This window comes from Sphingomonas sp. NCPPB 2930, assembly GCF_042867205.1.
Classification (GTDB): Bacteria; Pseudomonadota; Alphaproteobacteria; order Sphingomonadales; family Sphingomonadaceae; genus Sphingomonas.
Map to the genome: position 1 here is coordinate 270536 of NZ_JBHZQU010000003.1, position 15883 is coordinate 286418.

A 15883-nucleotide genomic window follows, 5' to 3' on the forward strand; every position below is an offset into this window, starting at 1 on the left:
CGCCCCGGACCAAAGGCCCGCAGGCATGAGGCGATGGCGTCCGGCCCACCGATCGGGCCGGACGCCGTGGCAAGGCTATCCGGTCAGAGATGCGCGGTCAGCGAGAAGCCGATCGTCCGCCCCAGAATGTCGTAGGTGTCGGGGAAGGTGTTGAACACACCGCCCGTCGACACACGCGGCGGCGCCTTGTCGAACAGGTTGTAGACGCCCGCGCTCATCGTGACGACGTCGGTGAAGTCGTAGGAGGCCGACAGGTCGAAGACATCCTGCGTCTTCAGCGTCTCGGTCGATCCGACCGTGCTCGACCGGACCTTGCCGATGCGTTGCCAGTCGAACTGGATCACGCCCCTGTCCAACAGCCAGCCGAGCCCGGCCGTGTGGCGATAATCCGGCTGGACGAGCGTCGTGCCGTCGCTGGAGCAGGTAGCACCGAACGTCCCCTTGCACTGAACCGCGGACACGGTCGGGTTCGCCTGGATCAGATAGGATGTGACGATATTGCCCTGATAGCTCGCGCGAAGGCCCTTGCCCGGCAGCCAGTCCGGCCGAAGGGTGTAGGACGCCGAGATGTCGAAGCCGCGTTGCAGCAGGCGACCCAGATTCTGGTTGTTGACGAAGGCATCGGCGAAGGTGCCGTTCGGGTTGCGCGTGACCAGCGCGCACAGCGGATTGTTGGCGGTCGGATTGGTGATGTAGCAGCTCGTGATGGCCGCGATCGGCTGGATCACGCCGACAGCCCCACGCAGGTCGAGATTGTAATAGTCGACCGTCACGTTCAGGCCCGGCAGGAAGGTCGGCGTGAACACCGCACCCGCCGTCGTCGTATAGCCGGTTTCCGGTTTGATGTCGGGATTGCCCCCATAATAATAGTTGCCGGTCAGGTAGCCGGGGGCGGTGGAATTGGCCGATCCCACCGACGGAGCGCCGAACCGCGCGCATTGCGCCGCATTGCCGGTGCCGATCACGCAAGGATCGCCGCCATAGCGCGGCTTCAGGCGATCGACGGTGACCAGGCTGTTGAGCGGCAGCGACGAGGTGCTGGCGGCGAATTCCCCGAAATTGGGCGTCCGCAAAACGCGCTGATAGGTGCCCCGCAGCCGCAGGTTGCGGTCGACTTCCCAATTACCCTCGACCTTCCACGTACCGTGCGTGCCGAACCGATTATAATCCGACAGGCGATAGGCGCCGCCGACATCGAGCTTTTGGATCAGCGGAGTGTCGTGGATCAGCGGGACAAGGACTTCGCCATAGAGTTCGATGACATCGAACGCGCCGCGATAGGCGGCCTGCACGCCCTGGCGATAGGTGTTGCCGGTCAGCAGCGCACTATCCTGATTGATGCTCGCCGTTTCCCGCCGATATTCGACGCCGCCGGCAAAGCCGATCGGCCCGGCAGGCAGGGAGAACAGCTCGGCCAGCGTGCCGCTGACCGTCCCTGCCGTGACGAACTGGTCACGCTTGCGGTTGAAGCCGTCGATCGTACTGCCCAGCGCGGCGGCCAGCCCGGGCCGGTTGGGCCCGAAGATGTTGACCGTATTGACGATCGACGCGAAATTGTTCGCGCCCGCCGGGCTGGTGACGAGGCCATCGCCCGAGATCAGCGACGATTCCGTCGAACGGCCATATTGCGCATAGACGTTCCATCGCACCGCATCGGTCAATGGTCCGCGCAGGCCCGACTGGACCTGCAATGTATCACGCTCGGTTGCATAGCGGATCAGCCCCAGTTCGCTGAGCGACCGGGACATGTTTACCTGGGCGGTGCCGTTCACGAACGTCAACTGGTTGCGGATCGCATCCGTCAGAAACGGATTGGTCGCGCTGATCCCAACGGTGCGGTTGACCGATGCGGGCGCCGCCCCGGGGGTACCCGTCTCCTCGGTACGGGCATTGGTATACATGGCCCGGCCATAGACCTCGATCTGCGGCGTGATCTCATATTTGTACAGCGCGGCCACGTTGATCCGCTTGAGCGGCGAGATCAGGGGATAGGTGGCCGAGATGTTGGAGGTGGCGGAAGGAGTGGTCGTGAACGTGCCATCGTCCGTGAAGCCGAAGCGTCGACCGCTCGCGACGTCGGTGAAGACGCCGCCGATGCTCGGAATGGTTTGGTTGGGCGTCGCGGCCCAGCTGCGCTGTCCCGCCCGCACACCGTCGCGCTGGGTATAGTCCGCCGCGATCACCAGATTGCCACGGTCACCAATGCCGGTTCCCAGCATCAGCGAGCCGCCATATTGCGCACCGCCATGGACCGACAACCGGCTGGTCGCGGTGCCGCGGATGCCCTCATATTCGTCGTTGAGGATGAAGTTCACGACGCCCGCAACGGCATCCGCGCCATAGACCGCCGCCGCACCACCGGTCAGCACATCGACGCGCTTGATGAGCGATGCGGGAATGGCATTGACGTCGACCGAGTTCCGGAAACTGAACGGTGCCGCACGAGTGCCGTCGATCAGCACCAAGGAGCGGCTTTGACCGAAATTGCGTAGTTCGAGAACCTGCGCGCCGAACGCATCGCTGCCCTGCGAGCCCTGGCGCACACCGCCCGAAAGCTGCGGGATGGTGGTGGAGAAATCCTCGATCGTCAGCGCGGACCGCAACCTGATCTGCGCCTCGTTCGTCGAGGCGACCGGGCTGCTGGAGGTCAGGCCGGCGGCGGGGATGCGCGTCCCGGTCACCACGACCTCGTCGCCGGACGTCGCCCCCTCTTGGGCAGCGGGCGTCACAGAGGCGGTCTGGGCCTGCACGGCTGCGGGTGCCTGCACAAGGGCTGCCGCCAGTGCGGCTGCGGCTACGCTATGTCGGTACGACGTCATCATTGCAGTCCCTCCCTGATATGCCCAAACCCAGTCCGCCGATCATGGATCATGACCTGTGGCAGGCCTCGGGCCCCACCGGGATCATGTATACCTCTCCTCAATATGTAAACATGTGGTATTATGTTTTGGTATTATTGCGTGGGCGCCAAAGGCGACCGCCGGTCAAGGGTTCGACGACACCGGTCGTGCCCGGAAAGGTCAGCGGCAGACCATGCAGGCTACGTGCAGCGAGGAACGCCATCGCCTCGGCCTCGATGAAATCGCTGCGCAGACCGATCTCGTCCGCCGTCCGGCAGACCCCGAGGCGATCGCGCAACGCCGCCATCAATACCGGATTATGTCCCCCGCCCCCGCACACGATCCACAATTCGGGCGGGGCGGGCAGTGTCCGCGCCGCCAGGGCCACCGCCTCCGCCGTGAACGCAGTCAGTGTGGCGGCGGCATCCTCGATCGAACAGGCCGCCACCCAGTCGAGCGGAAAGTCATAGCGATCGAGCGATCTCGCTCCCTCTTCCTGAAAATAGTCGTGCGTCAGCAGACGGGCCAGAATGTCCGTGTCGACACGGCCCGCAGCGGCAAAACGGCCCCCATCGTCATAACGGCCCGCCCCGCGCGCCTGGACGAGCTGGTCGATCAGGCCGTTGCCCGGCCCCGTATCGAACGCGATCAAGCTCCTGTCCGCCCCGATCCAGGTCAGGTTCGCAACGCCCCCGATGTTGAGGAACGCGACCGGTCGCGTGATGCCAAGATGCTCGGCAAGCGCGGCGTGATAGACAGGCACCAGCGGGGCACCCTGCCCGCCGGCCTGCAGATCATCCTGCCGCATCTGCGCGACTACCGGCACGCGCAGGACATCCGCCAGCATCTGGGGATCGCCGATCTGGACCGACAGGCCGCGCTCGGGCCGATGGAGCAACGTCTGGCCATGAAAGCCGATCAGGTCCGGGCGCCGCCCGCCCTCCGCCATCAGCCGCTCGCCAGCCTCGATATGCAGCCGCTCGATGACGGTTGACGCCGTATCGAACGATGACGGCATCGCACCATAGCCATTCCATGCCAGCGCATCGCGCGTCGCCTGTTCGATGCTCACGCGTTGAGCGTCGGCAAAGGGGATCATCGCCGTGGAGCCGAACGCCTCGATCCGCTCGCCATCCGTCTCGATCAGCGCGACGTCGACGCCGTCCAGCGACGTCCCGCTCATATAGCCCATCACCAGCATCAGCAGGACGGGTCCCAAGTGCAGACGATCAGACTGGCATCGTCGTGCCGCTTCACCCGGATATGACGCCGCAGCGAATCCGGCTCGCTTTCGATATCGCGCAACCGCGCCAGCCAGGCGGCACCGTCCTCCGGCGTGGCGATAGCCAGCAGATCGTCGGGCGTCGCCGCATCGAACAGTTCCACGAGTCGCAGGAACCCGTCGCTGGCAATGGCGAAGCGCTGGCCGGGATGGAGCGGAACCGTCACCTGCCAGAGATGGTCAGCCGCGGCAGGCTCCGTCCCGAGCACCCAATAGCCGCCGTCGCGGTTCTTGAGATGGCGATTGGCGCTCAGTCCCGGCAACAGCAGATTCTTCAAGGCCTCGGAGTCGATCGAGGGGTTTTCCTCGCGAATCGCCTTGACCGCAGCCAACGTCCGCGCCTCGACGACATCGAGCGCATAGGTGCCGAACAATCGCGCAACCCCGGCATCGTCCACCGTCGCTACGCGGCAGTCGGCCAGCGCGGTGATCTCGGCAGCATCACCACGCAACCGGATCATGGCAAAGGCCGCCGAGGGCAGTTCGTGGGTGCCATCGAAAGCGCGAACCTGCGCATCCGCAAGCGCTGCCGCGCAGCGCCTCATGACATCGCGCAATATCTCGATCGTGGAACAGTCCGGATCTTCGGCAAGGGCGTCGGCGATCAGCCGATTGGCGGTCTGCGCCAGCCATGCCGCGTCGCTGGGTGCGTCCAGCAGGGATGGGCCGATCCCCGTGGCTCCGTCGATCACCCAGGCCGCATCGCCGAAATGGCCGATCGCATCCTCGTTCACCATGCTCCCGGCATCGGAGAGCGCGACGTCGATCCTCAGCATCCCATGCTCCTCGAGCCGATCCTCATGCGATGCGAAATGCTATCCCGATCCTCCCCGCCATGCAAACCAATAGCATGCCACTTGCACCGCTGTGCATAGTGGTATTTACTCAGGTTATGACGCGCCCCACCGCCCCGAACGACGCTGCTACGCTGCTCGCCCTGCTGCGCAACGCGGTCGGCCGCCGTCATGTCCTGACCGCGCCACGCGCTACGGCACGGTTTCGCAAGGGCTATCGCACCGGCGAGGGAGCGGCGATCGCCGTGGTGCGTCCGGGAAGCCTGGTCGAGATGTGGCGCGTAGCCCAGGCTTGCGTCGCCGCCGATGTCTCGATCCTGCTTCAGGCGTCGAACACCGGGCTCACCGGCGGCTCCACCCCCGATGGCGACGATTATCCCGGCGGCCTCGTCATCATCAGCACCACGCGCTTGTCGCGGCTGAGCGTGATCCGGGGCGGCAAGCAGGTGCTGTGCCTGCCGGGCACGACCCTATACGCGCTCGAACAGGCCCTGCGGCCTTATGGGCGTGAGCCGCATTCGGTCATCGGGTCATCCTGTTTCGGCGCGTCGGTGGTCGGCGGCATCTGCAACAATTCGGGTGGATCACTGATCCGGCGCGGGCCCGCCTATACCCAGCTGGCCCTGTTCGCGGCCATCCAGCCTGATGGCCGACTGCATCTGGTCAATCACCTGGGCATAGCGTTGGGCGAGGAACCGGAGACGATCCTGTCGCGCCTCGATCGCGGCGAATTCAGTGACGCCGACATCGAAGACGTGGATGATCGATGGGCGCACGACCATCGCTATGCCGAACATGTCCGGGCGATCGACAGCCCTGTCCCTGCCCGTTTCAACGCCGACCCGCGCTGCCTGTTCGAGGCGGCGGGAAGTGCGGGCAAGCTGATCGTCTTCGCGGTGCGCCTCGACACCTTCCCGCGCGAAGAGGGCACCGCCACCTTCTATATCGGCACCAACGAGGCCGATCGTCTCACCGATCTGCGCCGCACGATGCTGCGCAATTACGACAGGCTGCCGATTGCGGCCGAATATATGCACCGGACCGCCTTCGACGTGGCGGATCGTTATGGGCGTGACACCTTCTTCGCGATCGAGCGGCTCGGCACCGAACGGCTACCCGCCCTCTTCGCTGCCAAGGCACGGTTCGACGCGCTTGCGGATCGCCTGTCCAGCGGCCTGAGTGATCGTCTGCTCCAGGCGGCGGGACGTTTCATCCCGGATCCGCTGCCCGGCTGGATGCGGAGCTATCGTGATCGCTTCGCCCATCACCTGATGCTGAAAGTGTCGATCGATCAGATCGACGAGACCCGCGTCCTGCTCACCCGGCTTCTTCCCAGCGGCGACGCGGGCGACTATGTCGAATGCAGCGCCGTGGACAGCGCCAAGGCGTTCCTTCACCGGTTCGTCGCGGCGGGAGCGGCGGTCCGTTATCGAGCGATCCATGCCGACGACGTCGCCGACATCGTCGCGCTCGACGTCGCGCTACCCCGCAACGCCGGGATATGGACCGAGACATTGCCGTCGGCGCTGGATGCCCAGGTCATCCATGCGCTCTATTACGGCCATTTCTTCTGCCACGTCTTTCATCAGGACTATATCGTGCGCAAAGGCACCGATCCCGTGGCGTTCGAACATGCGCTATGGGCCTTGCTCGACACGCGGGGCGCGCAATATCCGGCCGAGCACAATGTCGGCCACCTCTATGTCGCGCCGCCCGCACTGGCCCAATTCTATCGCCACATCGATCCGCGCAATCAGCTCAATCCGGGGATCGGCCACACGCCGCGTGCACGCCACTGGACCTGCGAGAACCCGGAAAGCGCCGAACGGCCCCAGTCACTATCGGAGAATCGGGTTTGAGAATCGGTCACCGTCGCCAAGGGCATGGCCGGCCGTTATGGCGGTCCGCCATGGTGGAATGGGTGACCATTGGCCGCCATGCTATGACGGAACGATGAAGCGCATGACGATTCGAGCCGCGCGAACACGCCGCGCCCGCATCGCCCCGCTTTTCATGTGCCTCGGCCTATGCGCCGCACCGGGCCTCGCGGCTTCCCCCGTCTGTCCGATCCTGAACACCACATCCGCTCGCGCCGACGACATGCGTTTCGCACCGATCGATGCGGCGGTTCGCGATGGCGTCGGCACACTCTATCCCGGCGCGGTACTGATCGTCACCGATCGGGGGCGGATCGTTCATCAGGCGGCCTTCGGCGATGCCCAGACGCTGACTAGCGCGCCCGACGGCACGCTGCGGACGCTCGCCACGCCGCGCGCAATGGCGGTCGACGCGCTTTTCGACATGGCCTCGATCACCAAGATCGAGGCGACCACCGCGGCGATCCTCCATCTCGTCGGTACCGGCCGCCTGTCGCTCGACGACCGGCTGGGTACGTTGCTGCCCGCGTTTCGGGGCACCGACAAGGCGGACATCACCATCCGTCAGTTACTGACCCACCGAGCAGGGCTTTGGGAATGGCAGCCGACCTGGTTGCACCGCGACGCCTCGGGCCAGGTGCTGCCCTATCTGGCGGCGCTGCCGCTCCGTTATCCGAGGGGCTCGCGCTTCGCCTATTCCGACATCGGTTTCATGCTGCTGGGTGCCGTCGTGGAGCGGGTCACGGGCACACCGCTGGACCGTTATGTCCGCAAACGAATCTATCGCCCACTCGGCATGACCGATACCGGCTTCCTGCCGTCACCGTCCTTGCGTCGGCGCGCGGCCGCGACATCACAGGGCGACGCCTATCAGCGGCGCATGGCGGAGACCGGCAAGCCCTACCCCGCCGCGCCTTTCCCATCGGCCCAGCCCTTCGCCGGATATCGGAACCGAATGCTGGTCGGCGAGGCGAATGATGCCAATGCCGCGCTCGGCTGGCGGGGGGTGGCTGGCCATGCCGGGCTGTTCTCGACCGCGACCGATCTAGCCCGCTATGCCCAACTGCTCCTCAACGGCGGCTGCTACGGCGGCTGGCGGCTCGCGCCCGCCCGGACGATCGCGGCGTTCGAGAACACGCCCTTCGATGCCGATCAGGCACTGGGTTTCCACAAGACGCAGCTCGCCGGGATCGCGGCCCCCTTCTACGGGCATTCGGGTTTCACCGGCACCTGGTTCGCCTTCTCGCCCCAGCTGGACATGACCGTCGTCCTCCTCACCAACCGGGTCCACCGGCCGGACGGCGAACCCTATCCCACGCTCGACGCCCTGCGGGAGACGGTGCTGCGGCAAGCGGTGACGACAGTGCTCGAAAACCGGAAAAAGGAGAAGACATGGCGCTGAACCTGGGCGTGATCGAAGGCTTTTTCGGCAAGCCATGGAGCTGGGCCGATCGAACGGCCGTGCTACGGACGCTGGCAGGGGCAGGCTATCGCTTCTATCATTACGGTCCCAAGGCCGACCCGTTCCTGCGCCGCCGCTGGCGCGAGCCGCATCCGCCCGAACACTCCGCCGCCCTCGCGGCCTTCGCCGCCGAGTGCAAAAGGCTGGGCGTGCGCTTCGGTGTCGCGCTGACCCCGGTAGGCAGCACCCATCCCTTCAGCCAGGAATCGCGCGACGCCCTGAAGCGGAAGCTGGGGCAGCTCGACGCGCTGGGCATCCAGGACCTCGCCATCCTGTTCGACGACCTACCCGCCGAACTGCCCGATTTGGCGCGCGGCCAGGCCGAACTCGTCGATTTCTGCGCCAGCAACAGCCGCGCGACCCAGGTCTTCTTCTGCCCCAGCTTCTATTCGGACGATCCCATTCTCGAGCGTGCTTGGGGAAAGCGGCCGCCCACCTATCTGCCCGAGCTGGGGCGCTATCTCGATCGCAGCGTGCGCGTCTATTGGACCGGCGAGGAAGTCGTGTCCCGCGAGATCGGTGTTGCCCATCTGGAACGGATACAGCACGAACTCGGCCGCAAAGTGTGCCTTTGGGACAATTACCCCGTCAATGACGGTGTCCGCATGTCGCAATATCTGCACCTGCGCGCCTTCACCGGTCGCCCGGCCGCGATCCGCCATCATGTCACCGGTCATGCGATCAACCCCGCATCGCAACCGCTCCTCTCCTGCATTCCCGCGCTTACGCTCGCGGCCAGCTATCGGGAGGGAGAGCGCTACGCTTATGGCCAGGCATTTCTGGCGGCAGCGACCCAGGTGCTGGGCGCCGACTTCGCCACCCTATTGCACCGCGACATCCTGCCGCTCCAGGATACCGGGCTCGACAATCTCGGTCCGCGTTTCGCTGAGTTACGCGAACGCTATGGGGCGATCGATCATCCCGCCGCCCGTGAAATCACCGACTGGCTGGACGGACGCTTCCGCACCACGCTGGACGAGGTGCAGACGCAATAACGAAAGGGCAGAACAGAACATGACGCAGTTCTTTCTCGGCGTGGATGCGGGCGGCAGCACCTGTCGCTGCCGCCTGGTCGACGGCGCGGGTCGGATGCTGGCCACCGAACAGGCCGGTCCCGCCAATGCGGGACTTGGGCTGGACGCGCTCTATACGGCGCTGCGCCAAGTGACCGAGAATACGGTGCGCGCAGCCGGACTCAACGCGGAGCAGGTCACGAGCATCCGGGCGGCGATGGGCATCGCAGGCATCTCGCGCCCCGGCGTTCGGGCGGCGCTGGAGGGCTTTGCCTTTCCCTTCGCCTCGACGGTGTTCGACACCGATGCCGTCATCGCCAATCTGGGGGCCCATGGCGGCGGCGACGGGGCCGTGCTGATCATCGGCACCGGCAGCATCGCGCAAGTGCGGGTAGACGGGCAGAGCTTCCGGATCGGCGGCTATGGCTTTCCCATTTCCGACGAGGGCAGCGGCGCGGCCCTGGGCCTCAGCGCGATGCGCCACGCATTGCGCGCGCTGGACGGACGGACACGCGCGACGCCGCTCAGCACGGCAGTCACGGAGCGGTTTGGCCATGACACGGCGCGCGCCATCGCCTGGATGGATCAGGCGACCCCGCGCGACTATGGCAGCTTCGCCCCGCTGGTGATGGACTATGCCGAAGCGGACGATACGATCGCTCGCTCGATCGTCGAGGACGCGGCAGGCCATATCGAGCGGTTCATCGAGACGATCTACGAACGCGGCGCACCTCGATGCGCGCTGCTCGGCGGCCTGTCGGCGAAGATGCGCCCCTGGTTGCGCGCCCGGACCGTCGCCCGGCTCAGCGAACCGCTGGGCGATGCATTGAGCGGCGCCCTCTATCTTGCGGGCCTGCCCGCCCGCGCAACGGAGACTTTGATATGATCGAGCGTCGCCGCTTCCTCGCCGCCACAGGGCTCGCCGCGCTAGGCCGGGTCACCGCGCCGTTTCCCAAGGCGTTGGCGGCCCAGCCGCCCGCCCCGACGCTGCTCGCCTCCAACGTCTTGGCGCTCGTGCGGGGCTGATCAACGGGCACTCAATTCGCCCCGGCGATCGCCACCAGCGCTGCGTCGATCGCCGGGGTCGCGCTCATGTCCCCCGGCATGTCGTTGGCATAGGCCGCGAAGGTCAGCATTTGACCGCTCGCCGCGATCATCGTGCCAGCCAGCGCATTGGCGGCGTTAAGCGTGCCGGTCTTCGCCCTCAGCCGACCCGCCAGCGGCGTGCCGACGAACCGTCGCGCGAGCGTCCCGTCGGTGGCCGCGACCGGAAAGGTCGCGCGCCAGTCCGCGCCCCAGGGCTGCGTCTCCGCCCAGCGCAGCAGCGCCACCGTCGTGCGGGGGGTGACCCGGTCGTAATTGGACATGCCCGCACCATCGGCAAAGTCGTAGGTCACGCGGGCAATGCCCGCACGTGCCAGAACCGCATCGACGACGGCATGACCATCGGCGACCGAGCCGCTAGACCCAAGTCGGCGTAGCAGCAGTTCGGCATGGAGATTCTGGCTCGTCTTGTTGGTCTGGTATAGATCCTCGGCCAGCGGTGGCGGCGTCAGGGCCGCCAGTACCGGAACGGGTGCGGCCACCGCACCAGGAGCGCGGCCACGGTGCGCGGGATCATCCGCGTGCGTCAACGACCGGTGACGCACGGTGATACGCCCCTTCACCATCACACCCGCCGCGCGCAAAAGCTGCGAGAACCGCCAGGCCGCTCTGTGAGCCGGATCGTCAACGCCCAGCTTCAGGACCACCGGAGTCGCCCCGGCCGCGAGACTGCCGGTCACGCGCAGCAGATCGCTGCCCGGCATGCGCTGGACCGACAGCGCGTTCCCATTACCGGCCTCACCGGTCGTCGCGGCATTTTCTATCCGGTAATAGCCGTCCCCGACGACCTGGAGCGGTTCGTCCGGTGCCGTGGGGGACACGGTCAATATCGTGACATTGTCGTCCAGGGTCAGCGCCGAGATGCCGGTGCCATAGACGCTGTCCATGTTGTTCCAGCTCATCCCCTGCGGCCAGCGCTCGTCTGGGAATGCCGTGTCGTCGCCGACCACATCGCCCACGACACGCGTCCGTCGGGCGACCGCCGCCGCCAATTCGCCCAGGCAGTCGACACGACAACCCGGGGCGGAGGACAGGCGGGCGTCGCCATGCCCGGCCAGCATCACCGTCGGCGTCCCCTGCCCCTCCAGCCGGACGGTCGCCCCGCCCCGTATATCCGGGCTCGCCACGTCCAGCGTCGCGAAGGCGGCGGCGGTGGTGAACAGCTTGGTGTTCGACGCCGGGATGAAGCGCTCGTCGGGGCGCAGCGCGACGATCTCGCGCCCCTCGGCATCGACCACCACCAGCCCGAGCCGCGTGCCCGGCGGCGCCTTGGCCAGCGCTTCGACGGCGGCGGGTGGCAGCGGCGCCCCGACCGGCGCGCCCGCCAGCAACAGCGGCAGCAACAGGCTCCCCATCATCGGCGTTCGATCTCTTCGCTCAGCAGGGTCAGGAACTCGGCGGCCAGCATCGAAGGTGGCCGATCGAGCAGGTGGATGGCGTGGACGTCGAAGGTGATCGAGGGGCGAAGCGGCCGCATCGCGAGCCCCGGCGCCATCGACGCCGCCGCCGTGAAATTGTCGACGATCGCCAGCCCCACCCCTGCACGGACCAGGGCTGCGGCGATATAGAAGGTCCGCGCCACCACGATCTCGTCGAGGACCAGATCGTGCCGGTCGATCTCTTCGGACAGCAGCTTGCCGATCGGGCCGCTGCCCTTGAGCGAGATCAGCGGACGCCCGACCAGTTGCGACAGTTCCAGCCGTGGCGGGGCGTCGGGCATGTCACGTTCGCGGTAGAGGACGACCATCTCGCCCTCGCCCAGCCAGTCATGGGTCAGGGCCACACCGCGCGGCGGCTCGCTGGCGATGGCGATGTCGCTTTCGCGTTCATAGAGTTTGCGCAGCAGGTCGTCGTGATGCACCGTCTGCAAGTCGAAGCGGACATCAGGACGCCGCGCGAGGAACCGCGAAACCGCATCGGGCAGCACCCCCAGCCCCAGGCTGGGCAACGCGGAAATGCGCAACGTCGTGCCCGCGCCCATGCGCAGGTTGCGCCCCGCCTCACGCAGCGCACGCACCCGCTCCTGAATATCGGCCACGTCGGCGAACAGCGCATGCGCATCCTCGGTCGGCAGCAACCGCCCGTTCGAACGCTGGAACAACTCGAATCCCAACAGGGTCTCGGCATGGCGGAGCGTCTTGGACACCGACGGCTGCGACACGTTAAGCGCCCGGGCCGCGGCGGATACCGAGCCGTTGACATAAACGGCGTGGAAAATCTCGATATGGCGAAGGTTCATGGATGCAGCCTAGGCCCTGTCCTGTGCCTGTTCCACCATCGACCCGCGAAAACGCGCCGCGTCCAGTTCCCCCTCGGCGCGCGCGACCAGCGTGGCCACCGCCAGATTGGCCGAGGCGGATGGCACGGTACGCGTCATGTCGAGCAGTCGGTCGAACGGCAGGACGAGGCCTACGACGAGGGCGGTCTGCTCCGCCCCCACGCCCACCGCCGACAGCATCGCCGCCAGCATGAACAGCGAAGCCGAAGGGACGGGTGCCGTACCGAAGGCCGCCAGCGCGCCGGTCACCAGCATGACGACGAGCATGGTCGCGTCCGGGACGATCCCCAACGCCTGCAACGCGAACTGGCCGAGCAGCCCGACATACATGGCCGTGCCGTCCTTGCCGATCGATGCGCCCAGCGGCAGCACCGTCGAGGCGACGCTGCGCGACACACCCAGATTGTCCTGCGCTACCCGTAGCGCGACGGGCAGCGTCGCCGAGGACGAGGCGGTCGAAAAGGCGACGATCAGTGCATCGACGATCCCCCGGAAGAATCGCACCACCGGCAACTGTGCGACGAGCCCGACCAGTGCGGCATGAACGACCAGCATCTGCACCAGCGACGCGATTATGACCGCCAGCGCGAGCCAGCCGACATGGACGAACAGCGCCGCGCCGTTCACCGCCACCGCCTGGGCGATCAGCGCAAGCACGCCGAATGGCGTCACCTCCATGACCACGCGGACGATATGCAGCAGTACCGCCGACAGCCCCTGGAGCAGCGCAACGACCGGCCGCCCCGCCTCGCCCGCCATCACGCTGCCGGTGCCGAGCAGCACGGCGACAAAGATGATCGCCAGCATGTCGCCGCGCCCCAATGCCTCGACGATGTTGATCGGCACGATCGACAGCAGTTGGTCAGCCGGCGTCACCGGCGCCCCGAGCGGATGGGGAACGACGTCCGCCAGCTGCATCGCCGCGCCGGGCCGCAGGATGAGACCCATCGCCATGCCGATCGATACCGCCACCAGCGTGGTCGCCGCGAATAGTCCCACCGTACGCAGCCCGATCGACCCCAGCCGCCGGGGATCGCCCAGCGTCGCTATCCCGCCTGCGATGGTGACCAGCACCACCGGCACCACCAGCATCTTGATGAGGCGGACGAATAGCTCACCGACCAATCGGATCGCCCCGGCCCCTTCGGGCCAGAACAGACCGAGCGCGACGCCCAGCAGCAACCCGCCGATCACCCGCTGCCACAGCGGGATGCCGAACCACCCCCGGATCAGGCGCAAGCCGGCGCTCCCCAGAAGCCGGGCGCCGGCGCCGTCAGAATGCCGCAGTCATCCCGCGCGCCGCCGGGACGATCGGCCGCCAGCCACAGCGGACCGTCCAGATCAACGAAGTCCGCATGGCCCGCCACCAGCATCGCGGGCGCGATCCCCAACGATGAACACACCATGCACCCCACCATCACGCCGAACCCCCGCTCCCTGGCCTCTGCCGCCAGCGCCAATGCTTCGGTCAAGCCGCCGGTCTTGTCGAGCTTGACGTTGACATGGCTGTAGCGCCCGGCCAGCCGATCGAGATCGGCGCGGGTGTGTAATGCCTCGTCGGCGCAAATCGGGATCGTCCCTGCCAGCTCGGCCAGCCCCTCATCCTCTCCGACAGGCACCGGCTGTTCCAGCAGGTCGACGCGCTGGGCGAGCAGCATCGGCAACCGATCGGCGATGTCGGCCACCCGCCAACTTTCATTCGGGTCGACGATCAGCCGGGGCGTAAGCGCGACGGCACGGACCGCCGCGATTTGTTCGGCCGCGCCCTCGCGATCCACCTTGATCTTGAGAAGCGGCACCCGCGCCACCGTTCGGGCGACCTCCGCCATGGCCTGCGGCGTGTCGATACCGATGGTGATCGCCGAGGCGAGCGCCGCCACCGGCGGGAGACCCGCGAGCGCCGCGACGCTGGTTCCGGCCAGTCGCGCCTCCAGGTCCCAGAGCGCGCAATCCACCGCGTTGCGGGCGGCCCCCGCTGGCATCGCCCGGGCGATGTCCGCTCGCGTCGCGCCGCCCTCGATCAGGTCGCGGACCGCTTCGATGGCCGAGATCGCCGCCTCGATCGTCTCGCCATAACGGGGATAGGGCACGCCCTCACCCCATCCTTGCGCGTCGCCCTCGCGGATCGTCACCGTCACCACATCGGCGGCCGTCTTCACCCCGCGCGCGATGCGGAACGGCGCCCTTAGCGGGAAAGGGTCGTGACGAACGGCGAGGATGCGGCGCATGACGTTTCCAGCAGGAGGTCGACGATCGCCTCGGCACCGAAGCGATAGGGATCGGTGCAGGGCAGGCCCAGCGCATCCTCGGTCTCGGAACACAGACGCTGAGCGGCCGCTTCGTCGAGCTTGACGGTGTTCAGCGCCACGCCGACTGCGCGAACGTCCGGGCTGGTCAGCCGGGCAACGCGCAGATTGGCATCCAGGCACTCGGCCAGCCCCGGCATCGGGAAATGCGGCAGGCCGCGCATATGCGGGCGCAGCGGATCGTGGCAGATCACCAGCGCGGTCGGCTGTGCGCCATGGAGAAGGCCCGTCGAAACCCCCGCAAAGGCGGGGTGGAACAGCGACCCCTGCCCCTCGATCAGATCCCAGCCCTGATCCGTGCGGGCCGGGGCCAGCGTCTCGATCGCGCCCGCGATGAAATCGGCGACCACCGCGTCGAGCGGCACGCCCTTCCCTGCGATCAGGATGCCCGTCTGGCCGGTCGCGCGGAAATCAGCCACGACACCCCGTGCACGCAGCGCATCGCGCAGGCAGAGCGTGGCATACATCTTGCCGACCGAACAATCCGTGCCGACGGTCAGCAGCCGGTTGCCCGTACGCCTACGTCCATTGCCGACCGGCAGTGTCTCGGGCGCGTCGCGTACGTCGAACAGGGTAACGCCCGCCTCCGCTGCCGCCGCGACCAGCACGGGCACGTCGCGCAGCCGCTGATGAAGCCCGCAGGCGATGTTGAGCCCGGCGCGGATCGCTGACAGTGCGTCGCCTATCATCCAATCGGGGAAACGCCCCCCCGGATTGGCGATGCCCAGCACCAGCGTCCTGGCCCCGGCGGCGCGTGCCGCAGCGGCATCCATCCGGGGCAGGCCAAGCGTGAACGGGCAATCGTCGTGCCGCCATTCGCCCACACAGTCTTCGCTGCGGAAGGCGGCCAGACCGCGCGATGTCTTGAGGCCGATCTCGTCATCGGAATGGCCGAGATAGAGGAGGTAGGGGGCGGGAATGGTCATG

13 protein-coding genes are annotated in these 15883 nt (G+C 67.0%); 5 read left to right on the top strand and 8 right to left on the bottom strand.

All coding sequences use genetic code 11. From position 1 onward, the window contains the following. Positions 1-83: 83 nt before the first annotated feature. The 3 genes from ACFX59_RS06235 to ACFX59_RS06245 form a co-directional block, all read right to left on the bottom strand. The gene (locus ACFX59_RS06235) at positions 84-2822 is read right to left on the bottom strand and encodes a TonB-dependent receptor domain-containing protein (protein ID WP_387430665.1); all 2739 of its coding nucleotides are present in this window, start codon (positions 2820-2822) and stop codon (positions 84-86) included. Positions 2823-2940: 118 nt separating this feature from the next. After that, positions 2941-4059, bottom strand: coding sequence for an anhydro-N-acetylmuramic acid kinase (locus ACFX59_RS06240; protein ID WP_387430667.1), 1119 nt, complete (start codon positions 4057-4059; stop codon positions 2941-2943). Next, positions 4041-4898: a hypothetical protein gene (locus tag ACFX59_RS06245; protein ID WP_387430669.1), complete on the bottom strand. Its 858-nt coding sequence runs from the start codon at positions 4896-4898 to the stop codon at positions 4041-4043. Before ACFX59_RS06245 ends, ACFX59_RS06240 begins: the two co-directional genes overlap by 19 nt. 116 nt (positions 4899-5014) lie before the next feature. Between ACFX59_RS06245 and dld the strand changes: the two genes are divergently transcribed. The 5 genes from dld (at position 5015) to ACFX59_RS06270 (ending at position 10294) form a co-directional block, all read left to right on the top strand. After that, positions 5015-6775: a D-lactate dehydrogenase gene (gene dld / locus ACFX59_RS06250; protein ID WP_387430671.1), complete on the top strand. Its 1761-nt coding sequence runs from the start codon at positions 5015-5017 to the stop codon at positions 6773-6775. Between the two features lie 241 nt (positions 6776-7016). Continuing rightward, the gene (locus tag ACFX59_RS06255) at positions 7017-8195 is read left to right on the top strand and encodes a serine hydrolase domain-containing protein (RefSeq protein WP_387430673.1); all 1179 of its coding nucleotides are present in this window, start codon (positions 7017-7019) and stop codon (positions 8193-8195) included. Continuing rightward, a complete protein-coding gene (locus ACFX59_RS06260; RefSeq protein ID WP_387430675.1) occupies positions 8186-9250 on the top strand; it encodes a beta-N-acetylglucosaminidase domain-containing protein in 1065 nt (354 codons plus the stop codon). The genes ACFX59_RS06255 and ACFX59_RS06260 overlap by 10 nt, the downstream gene beginning before the upstream one ends. 19 nt (positions 9251-9269) lie before the next feature. After that, positions 9270-10154, top strand: a complete 885-nt coding sequence (locus ACFX59_RS06265; RefSeq protein ID WP_387430677.1) for a BadF/BadG/BcrA/BcrD ATPase family protein — start codon at positions 9270-9272, stop codon at positions 10152-10154. Beyond that, complete coding sequence (locus ACFX59_RS06270) at positions 10151-10294, top strand: hypothetical protein (protein ID WP_387430679.1); 144 nt, start codon at positions 10151-10153, stop codon at positions 10292-10294. Before ACFX59_RS06265 ends, ACFX59_RS06270 begins: the two co-directional genes overlap by 4 nt. Positions 10295-10305: 11 nt before the next feature. Here the strand turns inward: ACFX59_RS06270 and dacB are convergent, their stop codons facing one another. The 5 genes from dacB to dgcN are packed head-to-tail and all read right to left on the bottom strand — an operon-like array spanning position 10306 to position 15882. Further along, positions 10306-11730 carry a D-alanyl-D-alanine carboxypeptidase/D-alanyl-D-alanine-endopeptidase gene (gene dacB / locus ACFX59_RS06275; RefSeq protein WP_387430681.1) on the bottom strand — a complete coding sequence of 475 codons (1425 nt, stop codon included), beginning with the start codon at positions 11728-11730 and terminating at the stop codon, positions 10306-10308. Then, complete coding sequence (locus tag ACFX59_RS06280; protein WP_307098271.1) at positions 11727-12611, bottom strand: LysR family transcriptional regulator; 885 nt, start codon at positions 12609-12611, stop codon at positions 11727-11729. The genes dacB and ACFX59_RS06280 overlap by 4 nt, the downstream gene beginning before the upstream one ends. Before the next feature lie 9 nt (positions 12612-12620). Further along, positions 12621-13889 (bottom strand): dicarboxylate/amino acid:cation symporter, encoded by a 1269-nt coding sequence (locus ACFX59_RS06285; protein WP_387430683.1) that lies wholly within the window; start codon positions 13887-13889, stop codon positions 12621-12623. Continuing rightward, complete coding sequence (gene dgcA, locus ACFX59_RS06290; RefSeq protein WP_387430685.1) at positions 13880-14878, bottom strand: N-acetyl-D-Glu racemase DgcA; 999 nt, start codon at positions 14876-14878, stop codon at positions 13880-13882. The genes ACFX59_RS06285 and dgcA overlap by 10 nt, the downstream gene beginning before the upstream one ends. Then, on the bottom strand, positions 14836-15882 hold the full coding sequence (gene dgcN, locus ACFX59_RS06295; RefSeq protein ID WP_387430687.1) for an N-acetyltransferase DgcN: 1047 nt from the start codon (positions 15880-15882) through the stop codon (positions 14836-14838). Before dgcN ends, dgcA begins: the two co-directional genes overlap by 43 nt. Position 15883 lies beyond the last annotated feature (1 nt).